13 protein-coding genes are annotated in these 17,040 nt (G+C 71.7%); 7 read left to right on the top strand and 6 right to left on the bottom strand.

The annotated features are described in order from the left end of the window. Positions 1-4: 4 nt before the first annotated feature. A complete protein-coding gene (locus tag CRP55_RS40745; RefSeq protein WP_245923680.1) occupies positions 5-994 on the bottom strand; it encodes a magnesium transporter CorA family protein in 990 nt (329 codons plus the stop codon). A 68-nt stretch (positions 995-1,062) separates the two neighbouring features. Here CRP55_RS40745 and CRP55_RS40740 point away from each other — a divergent pair, with 68 nt between their 5' ends. The 4 genes from CRP55_RS40740 (at position 1,063) to CRP55_RS40725 (ending at position 4,447) form a co-directional block, all read left to right on the top strand. Continuing rightward, on the top strand, positions 1,063-1,740 hold the full coding sequence (locus CRP55_RS40740) for a nicotinamide mononucleotide transporter family protein (RefSeq protein WP_438865846.1): 678 nt from the start codon (positions 1,063-1,065) through the stop codon (positions 1,738-1,740). Between the two features lie 43 nt (positions 1,741-1,783). Beyond that, complete coding sequence (locus CRP55_RS40735) at positions 1,784-2,071, top strand: hypothetical protein (RefSeq protein ID WP_097327350.1); 288 nt, start codon at positions 1,784-1,786, stop codon at positions 2,069-2,071. Beyond that, positions 2,068-2,898: an Rv0964c family protein gene (locus tag CRP55_RS40730; protein WP_097327349.1), complete on the top strand. Its 831-nt coding sequence runs from the start codon at positions 2,068-2,070 to the stop codon at positions 2,896-2,898. The genes CRP55_RS40735 and CRP55_RS40730 overlap by 4 nt, the downstream gene beginning before the upstream one ends. Positions 2,899-2,992: 94 nt before the next feature. After that, complete coding sequence (locus CRP55_RS40725) at positions 2,993-4,447, top strand: HNH endonuclease signature motif containing protein (RefSeq protein WP_245923679.1); 1,455 nt, start codon at positions 2,993-2,995, stop codon at positions 4,445-4,447. A gap of 222 nt (positions 4,448-4,669) precedes the next feature. Here CRP55_RS40725 and CRP55_RS40720 read toward each other — a convergent pair whose 3' ends face one another. Both CRP55_RS40720 and CRP55_RS53570 read right to left on the bottom strand, forming a co-directional pair. Next, on the bottom strand, positions 4,670-6,709 hold the full coding sequence (locus CRP55_RS40720; RefSeq protein ID WP_179855549.1) for a caspase family protein: 2,040 nt from the start codon (positions 6,707-6,709) through the stop codon (positions 4,670-4,672). Continuing rightward, complete coding sequence (locus tag CRP55_RS53570; protein WP_179855548.1) at positions 6,706-7,959, bottom strand: hypothetical protein; 1,254 nt, start codon at positions 7,957-7,959, stop codon at positions 6,706-6,708. Before CRP55_RS53570 ends, CRP55_RS40720 begins: the two co-directional genes overlap by 4 nt. A 774-nt stretch (positions 7,960-8,733) precedes the next feature. On the opposite strand from CRP55_RS53570, the gene CRP55_RS40715 reads away from it, so the two are divergent. Beyond that, complete coding sequence (locus CRP55_RS40715; RefSeq protein ID WP_097327346.1) at positions 8,734-9,450, top strand: hypothetical protein; 717 nt, start codon at positions 8,734-8,736, stop codon at positions 9,448-9,450. A gap of 132 nt (positions 9,451-9,582) precedes the next feature. After that, positions 9,583-11,619: a threonine--tRNA ligase gene (gene thrS, locus CRP55_RS40710; RefSeq protein WP_179855547.1), complete on the top strand. Its 2,037-nt coding sequence runs from the start codon at positions 9,583-9,585 to the stop codon at positions 11,617-11,619. Here thrS and CRP55_RS40705 read toward each other — a convergent pair. Beyond that, positions 11,595-11,843, bottom strand: a complete 249-nt coding sequence (locus tag CRP55_RS40705; RefSeq protein ID WP_097327344.1) for an SCO4226 family nickel-binding protein — start codon at positions 11,841-11,843, stop codon at positions 11,595-11,597. The genes thrS and CRP55_RS40705 overlap by 25 nt on opposite strands. A gap of 82 nt (positions 11,844-11,925) precedes the next feature. On the opposite strand from CRP55_RS40705, the gene CRP55_RS40700 reads away from it, so the two are divergent. Next, on the top strand, positions 11,926-14,976 hold the full coding sequence (locus CRP55_RS40700; RefSeq protein WP_097327343.1) for a helix-turn-helix transcriptional regulator: 3,051 nt from the start codon (positions 11,926-11,928) through the stop codon (positions 14,974-14,976). Between the two features lie 18 nt (positions 14,977-14,994). Here the strand turns inward: CRP55_RS40700 and gap are convergent, their stop codons facing one another. Together gap and CRP55_RS40690 are read right to left on the bottom strand one after the other, a co-directional pair. Next, on the bottom strand, positions 14,995-15,996 hold the full coding sequence (gap, locus tag CRP55_RS40695) for a type I glyceraldehyde-3-phosphate dehydrogenase (protein WP_097327342.1): 1,002 nt from the start codon (positions 15,994-15,996) through the stop codon (positions 14,995-14,997). A 64-nt stretch (positions 15,997-16,060) separates the two neighbouring features. Further along, positions 16,061-17,023, bottom strand: a complete 963-nt coding sequence (locus CRP55_RS40690) for a GlxA family transcriptional regulator (protein WP_097327341.1) — start codon at positions 17,021-17,023, stop codon at positions 16,061-16,063. Positions 17,024-17,040: the final 17 nt, after the last annotated feature.

Raw genomic sequence — 17,040 nt, 5'->3', positions numbered from 1 at the left:
GAGGCTACAGCCAGCCACGGCGCTTCAGGGAGACGTACAACCCGCCCGAAATCACGACGATGAGGGCGGTGCTCAGCAGGAAGCCCCAGAAACGGTCGTAGCCCGGGTAGGGAAGGTTCTGCCCGAAGTAGCCGGTCACCGCGGTCGGCACGGCCACGATCGCGGCCCAGGCGGCCAGTTTGCGGGTGACGTCGTTGAGCACGTTGCCCTGCTCGGCCAGGTCGGCCTGCAGCAGCCCCTCGATGCGGTCGCGCAGATGCTCGACCTGGTCGACGGTGTGCTTGGCGTGGTCCTCGACGTCTCGGTAGTACGGCATCAGGTGCTCGTCGACGAGCCCGAGATCGGCCCGCATGGCCTGGCCGACCAGCTCGGGCATAGGCGCGATGGCCCGGCGCAGGGCCGCGATGATCTTACGGAGTTCCATGGCGTGCACCCGGACCGGCCGGGGCGCGCCGCCCTCCTCCAGCAGGGCGTCCTCCACACTGTCCATCGACGCGTCGAGCTGCTGGGTGGCCGCGTAGTGCCCGTCGACGACCACGTCGAGCAGCCCGTAGAGCAGGAAGGCGACCCCGGCGCCCTTGCTCAGATCGGCGTTGGCGTCCCACCGCTCGACGAGCCGTGTGGTGTCGCTGTCCGATTTCCGCACGGTGATCAGGGCCCGGTCGGTGACGAACACGCTGAGCTCGGTCTTGCCGAAGGTGGCCGTGTCGCCGGTCGCGATGTCGACCCCGTACACATTAAGAAAGATGTGGTTGGGATAGCGGTCAAGCTTGGGCCGCTCATGGTTCTCGAGGGCGTCCTCGACGGCGAGCGGGTGCAGGTTGAAGACGCCGGCGATCGACTGGAGGTCGGCCGCCTCGGGGTGCAGCAGGTCGACCCAGAGCACCGCGCCCGGGTGCTGATCGAGCATGGCCATGGAGTCCTCGCACGGGAAGTTCTCGGCGACGACCTTGCCGTCCTCGTAGAGGCGGGTGGCGGTGGCGGGGGAGGTCACACTGCCACTATGCCCCGGCCGTGCGGGATTCCCACTTACGATGAGCCGTGACCTGGCTCGATCATGCGCTGACCACCCTGTACACCGCCAAATGGCAGGTGACCCCCGATCAGGCGATCTATTACCGTGAGATCCTCGGCAACGCGTTCGGCCTGGGCTCGGCCCTGTTCGGCCTGCGCCGCAACGCCTGGGCCTGGCCGGTCGGCATCGTCGGCAACGTGTTGCTCTTCACGGTCTTCATGGGCCAGGCGGTCGGCAACGATCAGGGCACCCCGCTCTACGGCCAGGCGGCCCGCCAGGTGTTCTTCTTGATCGCCAGTGTGTACGGCTGGTGGCGGTGGCACAGCAACCGGGTCCGCACCCACGGCACGGCTGTCACACCCCAATGGGCAACACCCAGGCAGAGGCTTTTGTACGGGGGCGGAGCGCTCATCGCGGTATTCGCCTGTTTCTTCGTCTTCCGCGCGGTCGGCGCCGGCTTCCCGGTCCCGTGGTGGTACTACCTGGCCGACTCCTGGATCTTCGTCGGCTCGATGCTGGCTACGTACGCGATGGCCCGCGGCTGGGTCGAGTTCTGGCTGTGCTGGATCGCGGTCGACCTGGTCGGCGTACCCGAGTTGCTGCACTTCAAGTACTACCCGTCGGCCGTCCTCTACGCCGTCTACGCCGCCTTCGTGATCTGGGGTTTCTTCGTCTGGCTGCGCTTGACGAGGACCGAGCAGCACCCCACCCCCGTACTGGCATAGCTTTTGTACCTTCCGTAGTGACAACGACACGGAGGGTGAAGTTATGACCGGCATGAACGTTCCCGCACTGATGGACGACGGCGACGAGGTGGCCGATGTGGGCGACCGGCTCGCCGCGGACGCCGCCGGCATCTACGGGTGGGCCATGCGGGCCGGCGAGGCCGTCGAGGGCTCGCTCATGTGCCCGTCGCAACTGTCCCAGTCTGGCTTCGGCTGGGAGGTCACGCTCGGCCGGCTGGCCGACGAGGTCCGGGCGTACGGGGTCGAGCTCCGCACCGCCGCACTGGCCTACCTCGTCGCCGACGAGAGGTCGGCCGGGAGGATGCCATGACCATCAGCTTGCAGGCGCTTCTCCGGGCCGACCTGGCGGCGGTCCGGGGTGTCGCCGAGCAGTGGATGCGGCTCGGCCTGCGCATCGACCGGGCGGTGGAGGATCTGACACTGCGGACCAGCGACCTCGAGGACCACTGGTTCTCCGGCGAGGCCGCCCAGGCCGCGAGAGACAAAGGCGTTCATTTGCGTGTACGCCTCGGCAACGCCCACGACAACTGCGTCGCCACCGGAGTCGCCGCACGCGAGTTCGCCGACGACCTGGACCAGTGCCGCCGCCTGCTCGACCAACTGGTGGCCGAGGCCCGCGGCCACGGCCTGCAGATCGACCTGGCCTCGGGCGAGATCACCGTGCCGCTCGCCCTGGCCGGCTCGGTCACCCAAACCACTGTCACCCAGGCCACCATCGACGCGTACGCCCAGCAGATCTCCCAGGTCCTGACCCGAGCCGACGAGGCCGACCAGCGGGCGGCCGCCATCCTGGGCCGCAACAGCTACCGAGAGGACTTCGGCCCGGACGACAAGCTCCCCGACTACCCGAAGATCGACGGCCCGTCCCTGGCCGCATGGACCCCACGAAACCGCGCCGAGTGGTGGCTCGGCCTCCACCCGATGATCCAGGACCGCCTCATTACCGAGCAGCCCGACATCATCGCCACCGCCACCGGCCTGCCCACCCGCGACCGCGAGACCGCGGCCCGCCTGCTCCGCACCCGAGCCGAACAGTCGCTGCTGGCCTCCCGGGCTCAGGACGAGTCCCTGCGCGGCGACACAGGCAGCCGAGCCCGCACCGAGCGCGAACAGCAGTTGTCCGCCCTAGATCGCTAGGCCTCGGCGCCGCTTTCGCAGATGGCGGGAGTAGATCTAGCCCCGGCCGATCGAAGGCCCAAAGTTGTCGTACGTGTGTTCGAACATGGCTGTCGTGATAGGAGAACTGGACCGATTCAACACGGATGTGGCCGAGCTAGCCGCGACACCCTTGTGGCCACTGGACGACGACGAGCTCACCGCCTGCCTGCGGGCGGCGTATCGGCTGGAACAGACGGCCACCACCCTGCAAGCGCTGCTGGCGCAGCAGGCCGGCGTACGCGGACTGCCCGCCCGGCACGGCTCACGCACCACCCGGGCCTGGCTGTGCGCGCAACTGCGGTGCGACCCGCGGCCCGCCCGCGACCTCGCCGACCTGGCCACCGCCCTGACCCGGCATCCCTCGCTGGAACAGGCGCTGCTCGACGGACGCGTCGACGCGCGGCAGGCCACGGTGATCGCCGACACGGTGGACACCGTCGAGACCGGCCTGGCCGACCTCGACGAGATCGGCCCCGCCGAGGCCGCCACGCTGCTGCGGCAGGCGCGGGACACTCTGCTCGACATGGCGGCCCAGTTCCCCGCGCTGCTCCTGCGCAAGGCGGGCGACCGCATCCTCACCCACGTCGCCCCGCACATCGCCGAGCGCGCCGAGGAGGCCGCCCTGGCCCGCCAGGAGGCCCGCGCCCACCGGGCCCGCGGCTTCACAATGTCCGCCCCGCGCAACGGCCAGGTGCGACTGTCCGGCACCCTCGGCCTGGAGGACGCCGCCCTGGTGCGGGCCGCCCTGGACCCGCTGTGCCGTCCTCTCCCCACTGGCCGTCCCGCCCCTGGTGGCCGTCCCGTCCCCATCGACCGCCCAGGCCCAGACAGCGCCGACCCCACCGGCCGCCCAGGCTCAGACAGCCCTAACTTCACCGGCCGCCCGGACCCGGACAGCGACTCCATCGACCAGCATCGCCCGGCCCAGCAGCGCGCCGACGCGCTGGTCGACGTGTGCCGTCTGGCGTTGCGCAGCGAGCAACTGCCCGCCAGCGGCGGCGAACCGGCCCAACTGGCCGTCACCATCCCCTACGATCCGCTCACCCGGGCGCTGGGCACGGCGACAACCGACACCGGAGCCCGCCTGTCCGCGGCGACCGCACGGCGCCTGGCCTGCGACGCCCGAATCCTGCCGGTCGTCCTCGGCGGCCAAAGCCAGGTGCTGGACCTGGGCCGCACCACCCGGCTCGCCACGGGCCCGCTGCGCCGCGCCCTGCACGTCCGCGACGGCGGCTGCGCCTTCCCGGGCTGCGATCGTCCGGCCCGATGGACAGACGCCCATCATGTCCTGTCATGGACGGAGGGTGGCGCCACCACCTTGGACAATCTCGTGCTTCTCTGCCGCGGCCACCACCGGTTGATCCACCATCCCACGGCCGGTTGGGAGATCCGTCTGAACGCGGACGGGCACCACGACTTCATTCCCCCGGCCACGTTCGACCCGGCCCGGCGTCCTCGCCGCAACGTCCTGCACCTCGTCCATAACCCCACTGTGGCCGCGCCCGACCAGCTCAGGATGGCGGCCTAGCGGGCGCGCATCTGCGCATGCCGAAGCTTCCTCGTCGAGCGCCGCCCGCCGCCGCGGAGTGGCGGTCACCAGTGCGATGGCACCGCGCCCGGGCGGCACGACGCTCAGGACGGAACAGTGCTCGGGACGGCACGGCGGTCCGGACGGCTCGGTGCTCAGGACGGCTCGGTGCTCGGGCGGCACGGCGCGCCGGGCGGCACGGCGCGCCGGGCGGCACGGTGCTCAGGACGGTTCGGCGCGCGACGGTACGGCGGTCACGACGGTAAGAGAGGTTGTCGTCCAGTCGTACGCGTCGTCGGGGTCGGCGGCGCCGGCGTCGCGGGTCATCGCCACCGGTGGAAGCGCGCCGCGCCGGGTGAGGTCGTCGAGTGTGCCCTGCTCGAACGGGTGGGCGCCGAACTCGTCCTCGGCGACGATGAGCTTGAGGCGGTCGTGGACCTGCGCGCCGGGGGTGGCCGGCGTGCCCGTCGGCAGGCTGAACCGCACCGGGCGGCCGTTCAGCGCCGCGCCGGCCCGGGCGGCGCCGATGAAAGCGCCAGGGAAGAGCGTGGCGTGGACGCGGTAGCGCTCGGTCAGGTTGAGCAGGACGCAGTAGAGCGAGCGGCCGGTCGTGTTGTGCAGCCGGATGAAGGCGGTCGGCGCGGTCCATACGCCGTCGCGCCGCTCGTACTCCAGCCGGATCAAGCCGTCCGGGCCTGGGCGCAACGGGAGGCGGTGCAGCGGCGCGCTCGTGTCGCCGGGCATCCTTGCCACGATCTCCAGGTGCACCGCCCCGGCCAGCGGCGAGCCCGGATTCTCGAGCGCACCCACCTGCCGCCACCGGGCGATGTGCTCTCCGGCCCGCACCGCGGCGTCCGCGCCACGGAGGTCGGGGGCCACGGGGAGGCCGCCGGTGCCGAGGATGCGGATGCCGCCGCCGGGCAGTGAGCAGAAGCGCAGATCGGGGACCTGGTTTCGGTCGGCGTGGGCCAACCGCAGGAACGGGGACCGGTCGATGAGCTGGGTCAGCTCGCTCAGCCGGGTGGCGCCGGTCAGGCCGCTCGGTCCGGGGAGGCTGGTCAGCTCGGTCAGACCGGTCGACTCATGCGGGCCGGTCGACTCATGCGGGCCGGTCGACTCATGCGGGCCGGTCCACTCGTGCGGGCCGGTCGACTCGTGCGGGCCGGTCAGCTCGGTGGAGTCGTGGACGGTGGCGGTCAGCGTGGGCCGGGGCAGTTGGGTGACGACTACCGGGTACTGGCGTGTGGGATCGGGATGCCAGCCGTCGGGCTCGACCACCGAGCGGTCGACCGACACCGACGTCACCCGCGCGGGGCGGGTTGGGCCGGGGGCGGCTACGGCGACGCGCAGTGGGCCGGGCCACGCGGGGGGCATGCCGTGGCAGGAGCCGGCGTCGATCTCCCAGCGGTCGGCGTGGTGGCGCATGGTTATCGCGGACGGGGCGGCCCGCAAGGTGCCGCCGAGGAACGGCTGGTCGGCGGGGAGGTCGCCGGTCAGTTGCGGGGACTGGAACTGGGCTTTGTCCTCGACCGCGCAGCGGGCGGCGGCCAGCAGCTCGCGATAGGTGGCGTGCGGGCCGAGCTGGTTGAGGGCGGTCAGCAAGGCCCAGCTGAAGACGCCGCGGCTGACGTTGTCGACGGGGAGCTCCTGGGCGAGCTGGTCGGAGCGGCAGGCGGCCAGCAGGACCAGGCGGCTGGTGGGCGGCAGCGCGGCCCAGCCCGATCGCAGCTCGGGGATCAAGCTTTCGGGTTTCGGCGCGTGGGAGGCCGGCTGTACGCGGCGGGGGCGGGCCGCGGCCTCGGGGATCTCGCCGCGCAGGGCGCCGGCCGAATGGCAGCTGTCGAGGACGGCGGCGACATGGGCGCCGTTCGCGGCCACCTGGTCGAGGAGGACCGAGAGTTCCTTGTCGTACAGGTCGGGGATGTCCCCCTCGCGCGAATCGGCGCAGACCAGGGTCTGCACCAGGCCCTCCGATTCCAGGGCCCACAGCTCGGGAGGCGCCGGCGCCTGGGAGCCGTGACCGGCGTACCAGAGGATCGCGGTGTCGTCCTTGCCGGCGCGGCCCAGGTGGGTGCGGATGCCGTCGATGATCGCCGCCCGGGTCGCCTGGCGGTCGTGCAGTTCGAGGGGGTACAGCCGGTCGTCGCCGACGCGGGAACGCAGGTAGGCCAGGGCGGCGACGGCGTCGTTGCGGGCGCCGGCCAGCGGGGGGACCGCGCGGTAGGCGTCGATGCCCACGATCAGGGCGTAGACGGCGCTCACGCGGCCGGCTCCGGTACGAAGATCCAGCCGCGCTCGAGGAAGCCCTTGGCCGGGATGTCGACGGTGACCGGACGGAACGCGGCCGGCGGCGGATCGTCCCCGCTGGACAGCACGTCGGCGAAAAGCACGTCGGGCACGCCGAGCACATAGTCGGCGGCCGGATGCTCGATCACGGCGGCGCGCAGTGGGGCCGAGTCGAGCAGGCGGTGCACGGCGGTGGCGGCCCGGCCGACCCAGCCGTTGTCGGCCTCGCGGACCAGGCCCCGGTGCAGGGCCAGGCGAAGGCGCATGCGGTCGCCGGCGGCGGGGGCGGCGGCTGCGGCGTTGCGGGCGGCCAGGGCGCCGGCGATGCCCTGGATCAGGCGGGGCACGGCCGCGGCCTCGTCCAGGCCGACCGGCAGTACGGTGAACTGGCCGTCGCCCTGCGGTTGCGGCGTGACCTGGCCGGGCGTGACACCAGCGGCGGAGCGGCCCTCCTGAAGGATCCGCACGAGATCGTGCTGGAGGCGGGCGGCGGGCTCGGGGCCGTGGTCGCTGTAACCGACGATGTCGGCCGCCATGCACAGGCGTACGGCCGCGGACTTGCCTGTCGCAGTGCCGGGCATGCGGGCGGTGAAAGGGATCCGTTCGGTGGTCGAGACCGCCCGGCGGACCCGGCCGGTCAGATCGAGCTCGGCCTCGAAAGCGCCGGACAGCTCGCCGAGCGCCGCGGGCGTCTCCAGAAGGGCGTGGACGCCGTACGTGCGGGGAAGCAACGTGGCGCCGCGGCGGTCGTGATAGCGCCAGCCGAAACGGGCGCTGCGCACACCGGTCGTCCAGGCCGGCGGCCGGTCCTCGCGCGAGCGCAAGCGGTCGAGCAGCGACGCCGGGGCGGCGCGCGAGGCCCGGTCGCCCAGCGGCGAGGCTATGCCGTCGGCGAGCACGCCCAGCTGTTCGGCGCCCGTGTGCACGACGACGGCGGTGACGTCGGCGGCGCCGAGGTCCACCGTGAAGCGGGCCGCCGCGTACCGGTAGCCGGCCGGCGCCGGATCGAGGTCGAAGGCGAACAGCGCGCCGACATAGCGGGTGGTCGACGACCTCGGCAGCGCCGGCGGCAGATCGCCCGCCTCCACCGGATAGAGCAGCGGCCGGCCGATACGAACGCCGACGCGCAGCCGCTCGTCACCGCGCGACCGAGAATCGGTCAGCTGTGCGTCGGTGAGCACCTCATCCGTTCGTAGTAATTCGTCCTGATGAAGGTCGGCCGTCAATTTCCCACTCTTTCCGAGTACGCATTCTCAGGGCAGCCCAGGTCCACAGTGATCACATTCCCTACCAGGCACTACAGCATCATCCTCGGGCGCACGGCGCAGTGGCCCGTTCGGACATTCGGGCTCGGCGATCATCGCGAGGGCCGACTGAAAAGGATCTGTTGTGCTTCCTTTACGCGGCGTTACGCTCCGCCTTGAATGCGACGCGAACCCGGGGAGTGGAATGGAATTCGCGCAAGGGCGCCGGGTGGAGAGCGCCGTGGGCGCGCGGCGAGTCACTGTGTGCGGGGACTGAGAGCGATGACCGACGACAACAAGACCGGCGGCCTCTGGGACCTGAGCTCTCTGAGCTCGCTGGCCAACAACGAGCCCACCGCGGAGACGCCCGCGGCCCACTCGACAACGCCGCCGCCTCCCGTACAGCCGCCGCCTCCCGCACAGCCGCAGCCTCCGACACAGCAGCCACAGGCCTTCTTCCGGCCGGAACCCTCGCAGCCATCGTTTGATCAGGCGGAACCTCCGACACCGCCGCCTTACGCTCAGGCCGAACCTCCAACGGCGCCGTACGCCCAGACCGAGCCCCCGACCGCGCCGTACGCCCAGGTCGGTCCACCCACCCAGCCATACGGCGGCCAAGCGGGGCCACCTACTGAGCCGCCGCCCTATGTGCTGGCGCATCAGTCCGCGCCTCCGGCCTGGACGATGCCCGGGGTCGCCGCGGGGATGCCGGGGCCGGTCCCGGGGCCTCCGCCGCCGCGGCGTGGCATCAACGGGATGGTCGTCGCCCTGGCCGTCGGGGTTCTGCTGCTTCTGGTCACCGGCGGCACGATCGTGTTCCTGCGGTCGGGCGACGGCGACGGCGGCAGGACGCCGGCCGCGCAACAGCAGCAGCAGACCACCGGCCAGGCCGCGAACGCCGACCCGGGCGTGCCGGTCACGCGGGAACCCGAGACGACCTACGGCGAGCCGGCGCCGGCGGGCGCACTGCCGACCGGGGCCGACACGACCGAGCCCGAGACCGAGCCCGAGACCGAGACCGGGCCGACGGCGGTGGCGACCACCCCGCTCGGCGCCGGCTCGGAGCAGGCGCCGGTCGCCGAGCTGGAGCAGATCTGGCGGGACGACGCGTCGACGATCTCGTTCCAAGGGCAGTACGCCGCCCAGATCGCCACCAAATATCCCGGCATCGTGGACCCACTGCAGACCACGGTCCACGGCTCGCACACCTTCATGGCCGCCGACATCCTGGCCGAGCACCGCAGCCTGCGGGACGCCCACGGCAGCGCCGACCATCCGGTCGTGCTGATCAAGAGCACCGACTACAGCAAGCGGCAGAAGATCAACGGCCACTTCCTCTGGGGGACCTTCGCCGTGGGCCACTTCGCCGACGCGGACGCTGTCCACGCCTGGTGCGAGACCCAGTTCGCCGAGCTCACCGCGGCCAAGCGGGCCAACCAGTGCGTGCCCCGCCGCCTCAACCCGGGCCGGTGACCGATCCGGCCGGCCGGCGGCGGCTCGGGCACGGGTGATCCACCGGCGGAAAACGTTGCTGCTTCATCGCGGGAATTTCTGGGCGGATAGCATCGTCAAGGCCTACGCATGCTTTTCGTAAAGGAGATCACCGTGTCCGCACCCCGTACCCCCGCTGTGGCCGACCCTCTCGTCGTCCCGGCCGGGACTACGGCCGCCGACGCGGTGGCCGCAGCCGGCCTGCCGACGACCGGCCCCAAGGCGGTCGTCGTCGTCCGTGACGCCTCCGGCCGCCTGCGCGACCTCGACTGGCAGCCCGAGCTCGACACCGACGTGACCCCGGTCGCGATCGACGAGCCCGACGGGCTCAACGTGCTGCGCCACTCGGCCGCGCACGTGCTGGCCCAGGCCGTGCAGGACATCTTCCCCGAGGCCAAGCTCGGCATCGGCCCGCCGATCGACAACGGCTTCTACTACGACTTCGACGTGCCGAAGCCGTTCCAGCCCGAAGACCTGCAGAAGCTCGAGAAGCGCATGCAGGAGATCGTCAAGGCCGGGCAGAGCTTCCGCCGCCGGGAGTACAAGTCGCTGGAAGAGGCCAAGGTCGAGCTGGCCGACGAGCCGTACAAGCTGGAGTTGGTCGACCTCAAGGGTGACGTCGACGCCGACGAGGTCATGGAGGTCGGCCACGGCGAGCTGACCCACTACGACAACGTCGACAAGGACGGCAAGCGCGTCTGGGGCGACCTGTGCCGCGGCCCGCACCTGCCCAAGACCCGCCTCATCCCGGCGTTCAAGCTGATGCGGTCGGCCGCCGCCTACTGGCGTGGCAGCGAGAAGAACCCGCAGCTCCAGCGCATCTACGGCACCGCGTGGCCGTCGCGGGACGAGCTGAAGGCGTACCTCAATCGTCTTGCCGAGGCCGAGCGCCGCGACCACCGCAAGTTGGGCACCGAGCTCGACCTCTTCTCCTTCCCCGATGAGATCGGCAGCGGTCTCGTGGTGTTCCACCCCAAGGGCGGCATCATCAAGCGGGAGATGGAGGACTACGTCCGGGCCCGTCACATCGAGGAGGGCTTCCAGTACGTCTCCTCGCCGCACATCACCAAGGAGGGGCTGTTCCACACCTCCGGGCACCTGCCGTACTACAAGGACACGATGTTCCCCCCGATGGAGCTCGAAGGGGCGAACTACTACCTCAAGGCCATGAACTGCCCGATGCACAACCTGATCTTCAGGTCGCGCGGGCGGTCCTACCGTGAGCTGCCGCTGAGGTTCTTCGAGTTCGGCACGGTGTACCGCTACGAGAAGTCGGGTGTGGTGCACGGCCTGACCCGGGTGCGCGGCCTGACCCAGGACGACTCCCACTCGTACGTGACCGCCGAGCAGGCGCCGGGCGAGATCAAGCACCTGCTGAACTTCGTGCGCTCGCTGCTCGACGACTTCGGCCTGGACGACTACTACCTGGAGCTGTCGACCCGCGACCCGAAGAGCGACAAGTTCATCGGCTCGGACGAGCAGTGGGCGGTCGCGACCAAGGTCCTGGAGGACGTGGCCGCCGAGTCGGGTCTCGAGCTGGTGCTCGACCCGGGTGGCGCCGCCTTCTACGGCCCGAAGATCTCGGTCCAGGCCAAGGACGCCATCGGCCGTACGTGGCAGATGTCGACGATTCAGTACGACTTCAACCAGCCGGCCCGTTTCGGGCTGGAGTTCCAGGCGGCCGACGGCACCCGCCAGGAGCCGGTGATGATCCACTCGGCGAAGTTCGGCTCGATCGAGCGCTTCTTCGGCGTGCTGGTGGAGCACTACGCGGGCGCGTTCCCGGCCTGGCTGGCGCCGGTGCAGGTGGTCGGCATCCCGATCCGCGACGACCACGCGGCGTACCTCGAAGAGTTCGTCCAGAAGCTGCGCAAGCAGGGCATCCGCGCCGAGGTCGACCACTCGACCGACCGCATGCAGAAGAAGATCCGTACCGCCCAGCAGCAGAAGATCCCCTTCATGGCGATCGCCGGTGACGACGACGTCAACGGGGGCACGGTCTCCTTCCGCTACCGGGACGGCTCGCAGCGCAACGGCGTCGCCGTCGACGACGCCGTCGCGCACGTGGTCGAGATCGTCCGCTCGCGGACGAACGTCAGCCCGTCGTTCGCCTCACCGGCCGGCGATCAGACCTCGGTCGTCAGCTCGTAGACCTCGGTCGTGGGGTGACCCGCGCGTTCGTGAACGCGCATGACCGCCTCCTTGCTCGGCCCGGTGCTCAGGCAGAACACCTTGCCCGCCTCCGGGTCGAGCCAGGCGCGCTCGAAGTGCACGCCCTCGTCGCCCTCGATCTTGAGGTCGGCGTCGTGCGCCTCGCTCAGCTGCTCGGCGGTGACGCCGTGGAATCCGCTGTGTACATCCATGAATTTCGCCATGCCCTCAGTTTTCGGCGCGGCCGCCGGTCGGACATCGGTCAGAGCACCTAACAAGGGCCGGGCCGCGACCTAAAGTCGCAGGGTGCCGCTGACCAGCCCGGTTCTCATCGGGCGTGACGATCTCGTCGCGCTCGCCGATCGACGCCTGGCCGCGTCCACCGGGGAGCTGCTGTTTTTGGCCGGCGAGGCCGGGATCGGCAAGACCCGGCTGCTCGGCGAGATCATTCGCCGGGCGAGGGCCATGGGGTACGCGGTGTTCGCGGCGGGCGCCTCGCCGGGCGACACCGAGATCGCCGGCGGGCTGCTGGCCGACCTCGGCGCCGAGATGCGCCGCGATCCGGCGGCCCGGGCAGCCGGGAAGCGCCTCCAGCAGCGGTTGCACGAGCTGTCCGACGGCGACCAGCACCGGCAGCGCCGCCTGCTGGTCGCCGACCTGGCCGACCTGATAGCCGGAGCGCAGGCCGCGCCCGAGCCGGCCGCCGTCCCTGCCGCCGAGCCGCCCGCTGCGCTGCCGGCCGCTGGAGTGCTCGTGGCGTGCGAAGACCTGCACTGGGCGGACGACCTCACCCTCGACGTGATCGGGCGGCTCGGCGCCCGCGCCCAGCAGATGCGCCTGATCGTCGTCGGCACCTACCGCAGCGACGAGCTCTACCCCCGCGTGCCGATGCGGCAGTGGCGCACCCGGCTGCTGACCCAGCGCCTGGCCGAGGAGGTGCGCCTGGCCCGCCTGGGCCCGTCGCAGACCGCCGCCATGGCCGCCGCGATCACCGGCACCGACCTGCCGCGGGCGGTCACCGCGTCGGTTCACGCCCGCAGCGACGGCATCCCGCTGCACGTCGAAGAGTTCCTGGCCGCCGGATTCCCGGGCGCCGGGTCGTCGGTCGCCGGGTCGCCGACCACGGAAACTCTGGTCGCCGGCTCTTCGGTCGCGCGACTTACGGCAGCCGGGCTTACAGCCGTTGGTGATGGCGTTCCCGAGACGCTGGCCGACGCGGTGCTCGCGCGGGCCGCCCAGCTGTCGCCGGCGTCGCGGGCGCTTGCCGAAGTGGCCTCCGTGCTGGGCCGCTCCTTCGATCTGGGCCTGCTCACCGCGATCACCGGCGAAGGGCCGGACGCCGTGGATGCCGGGTTGCGCGAGCTCACGTCGCGGTTCTTCGTGCATCCGCGCGCCGACCGCGACGGGTACGACTTCCGGCACGCGCTCATCCGGGACGCGCTCTACGCCGACATCGCCCCGCTCCGGCGGCGTGACCTGCACGCCCGGGCCGCGGCGGCCGCCACCGGCTTCCCGGACGCGTTCCTCAGCGACCAGTACGAGCGGGCCGGCCTCGCCGATCACGCGTTCCGGCACGCGCTGGCCGCCGCCACCGAGGCGTCGGCCATGTCCGCGCACCGCGAGGCCGTCCAGCTCTACCAGCGGGCCCAGCGCACCTGGCCGGCCGGGCGGCCGGCCGCCGAGCGGGCCGACCTGCTGGCCGCGCTCGCCGCCGAGCTCGCGGCCGTCGACGACAACGCCGCGGCGGCGGCCTGCTACGAGCAGGCCTACCGGCTGCGGATCGAGCGGGGCGACAGCCCGCGCGCGGCCGCGCTGTTGCCCGACTGGGTCGCGGTCCGCCACCTGCTCGGCGCCGACCTGAACGAGCGCACGACCGCCCTGCGCGCCGCGCTGCCGCTGGTCGCGGACCATCCCGCCGAACGTGCCCGGATCCACGCGGCCCTGTCGGCCGCCTACATGTTGGACCGCATGCTCACCGAGGCGATCACCGACGGCGAGCTGGCCCGCTCCCTCACCGACGCCGAGCCACCCGATCCGCCGGCGCCACCCGATTCGGCCGATCCGCCCACGCCGCCCGCGCCGCCCGCGCCGGCCGCGCCGCCCGATCCGCACGCGCCGCCCGATCCGGCCGCGCCGCCCGATCCGCACGCGCCACCCGCGGCCGGTCGCCATCAGCTGCGCTGTGACCTCGACGCGACGCTCGGGTCGGTGTTCCTCTTCGCCGGGCGCATGACGGAAGGCGCCGATCTGCTGCGCGGCGCCATCACGCGCTCGGCCGGTCTGCGGCTCGAGGCGCAGGCGGCCCGCGCCTATCGGATGCTCGGCTCCAGCATGTCCGTCCTGGTGGAATATCCGCAGGCCGCGGCCGTGCTCGAGGAAGGGATCGGCTACGCGGCCCGGGCCGAGCGGGTCAACGACGAGCACTACATGACCGCGCACCTGGCGCACGTTCGGTGGGCCACCGGCGCCGTCGACGACGCCGGCCGGCTGGCCCAGCGGGTGCTGGCCGACGGCGGCGGCATCACCACCGAGATCACCGCGCGGCATGTGCTCGGCTATGTCGCGCTGAGCCGCGGTCTCCACGACGAGGCCGGCGCTCATCTCGGCGAGGCCGCGCGGCTCGGCGCGGCGATGCGTGAACTCCAGCGCCTCTCCCCCGCCTGGTGGGGCCAGGCCGAAGTGGCCCTCGCGCAGGGGGAGCCGGCCAAAGCCATCGCCCTCTGCGAGGAGGGCTTCGAGGCTTCCTCGCGCGTGCGGGACGCGGCCTACCTTTTCCCGTACGTCGTCACCGGCACCCGGGCGTATCTGGCCGCCACCGGGCCGACGGCCGCCCGCGACTGGGTGCGGCGCACGTCGGAGCTGCTGCGGGAACGCGGCATCCCGGGCACGCTCGGCGCGATCGACCACGCCGAAGGGCTGATCCTGCTGCACGAGGGCCAGACCGGGAAGGCGCGGGCGGCGCTGGAGACGGCCGCCGCGTTCTGGGCGGCCCGGGGCCGCTTCTGGGAGGGCACGGCCGTCCTGCTCGATCAGGCCCGGTGCGCGACCCGGTCACGCCGGCCGGCGGACGCCGCCCTGTTCCGCGAGGCTGCTGTCACGGCGTACCACCAAGCGGGTCTCAATGGTCTTGTGCCTTTGCCGGCCTCGCCGGCGCCCGTCCTCTCCGCGCGCGAGATGGAGGTGGCGCGGCTGGTCGCCGAGGGGCGCACGAACCGGGAGATCGCCGCGGCCCTGACCATCGCGCCGAAGACCGCGGCGGCCCACGTGGAGCACATCCGCACGAAGCTCGGCGTCTCGCGGCGCGCCCAGATCGCCACGTGGGTGACCGGCCGGGCGGTCACCTCACGAAGCACCTGAGCGCACCGCTCGCGCCGGTCAGACCGAGGCGGCCAGCAGCTCCAGCGTGTCGATCACGCGGTGCGAGAAGCCCCACTCGTTGTCGTACCAGGCCACGACCTTGATGTTGCGGCCCTCGACGCGGGTCAGGGCCGAGTCGAAGATGGACGACGCCGGGTTGCCGACGATGTCGGAGGAGACCAGGGCGTCCTCCGAGTATTCGAGGATGCCGGCCAGCGGACCGTTCGCGGCGGCGCGGTAGGCGTCGAGCACCTGCTCGCGGGTCACGTCGCGGGCGACCACCGTGTTCAGCTCGACGATCGAGCCGACCGGCACCGGCACGCGGATGGAGTCGCCGGAGAGCTTGCCGTCGAGGTTGGGCAGGACCTTGCCGATGGCCTTGGCGGCGCCGGTCGTGGTGGGCACGATGTTGACGGCGGCCGCGCGCGCCCGCCGGGCGTCCCGGTGCGGGCCGTCCTGCAGGTTCTGCTCCTGGGTGTACGCGTGGACGGTCGTCATGAAACCGTGCTCGATCCCGGCCAGCTCGTCCAGGACCTTCGCCAGGGGGGCCAGCGCGTTGGTCGTACAGGAAGCGTTGGAAATGATGGTGTGGGTCGCCGGGTCGTAGGCGTCACTGTTGACCCCGACGGCGATCGTCACGTCGGCACCGTCCGAGGGCGCACCGACCAGGACCTTCTTGGCGCCGGCCTGGAGATGACCCTTGGCCGCCTCGGCCGAGGTGAAGCGCCCGGTCGCCTCGAGCACGACGTCGACGCCGAGCTCTTTCCAGGGCAGATCGGCCGGTACGCGTTCGGCCAGCACCTTGATGCGGCGCCCGTCCACGACGATGGTGTCACCCTCGACGGTCACCGGGCGGCCGAGACGCCCCGACGTGCTGTCGAAGGCGAGCAGCCGCGCCAGCGCCGTAGGCTCGGCGAGGTCGTTCACGGCGACGATCTCGAGCTTGCTGTCCCGTTCGAGCAGGGCGCGCAGCACGTTGCGCCCGATGCGGCCGAAACCGTTGATCGCGATGCGTGTCATGCCCTCAAGACTGTCGTCCGCCGCGGAAGCGTGACAGCGGCGTGAGCGCCATGGTCCGTAAGGATCACGCCACTTCACCCTGTGCGAAGGTGTGCCGGTATTCGGTCGGCGTCGTACCCAGGATGCGCCGGAAGTGCAGCCGCAGGTTCGCCCCGGTGCCCAGCCCCACGTCGGCGGCGATCTGCTCGACGCCGCGCTCGGACCGTTCGAGCAGTTCCCGGGCGACGTCGATGCGCGCCCGCATCACCCACTGCATCGGCGTATAGCCGGTGTCCTCGGCGAACCGCCGCGAGAAGGTCCGCGGCGACACCTTCGCGTGCCGGGCCAGGATCTCCAGCGTGAGCGGCTTCCCGAGCCGGTGCAGCGCCCACTCCCGCGTGGCCGCGAACCGCTCCCCGAGCGGCTCGGGCACACTGCGCGGCACATATTGAGCCTGACCGCCACTGCGGTAGGGCGCGGCCACCAGCCGCCGGGCCGCATGATTGGACGCGGCAACGCCCAGATCCCCGCGCAGGATGTGCAGGCAGAGGTCGATCCCGGAGGCCGCGCCGGCTGACGTCAGCACGCTCCCTTCGTCGACGAAGAGCACGTTCTCGTCGACTTTGACCGTCGGATAGCGCGCCGCGAGCTGCCGCGTGTAGTGCCAGTGCGTGGTCGCCCGTTTGCCGTCGAGCAGCCCGGTGGCGGCGAGCGCGAACGCACCGGTTGAGATGGCGGCCAGCCGCGTGCCGTTCGCATGAGCGTGCCGCAGGGCCCCGACCACCGTCGCCGGCGGATCCTCCTGGTCCGGCCGCCGATATCCCGGGATGAACGCCACGTCAGCCCATTCGAGGGCATCCAGCCCATCCGCCACGTGATACGACAGCCCGTCCCCACCGGTCACCAGACCCGGCTTGGCCCCACAGACCTTCACCTCGTACGGCATACTCGCCCGAGTCGTGAAGACTTGAGCCGGAATCCCCACATCAAGGGGTTTGGCCCCTTCAAGCACAAGCACAGCGACGCGGTTCAGGCGGGTGGCGGCCACCGGAAAACGGTATCTGG

Source organism: Paractinoplanes atraurantiacus (assembly GCF_900215205.1).
Classification (GTDB): domain Bacteria; phylum Actinomycetota; class Actinomycetes; order Mycobacteriales; family Micromonosporaceae; genus Actinoplanes; species Actinoplanes atraurantiacus.
This window is presented reverse-complemented; position numbering and strand designations above follow the sequence as displayed.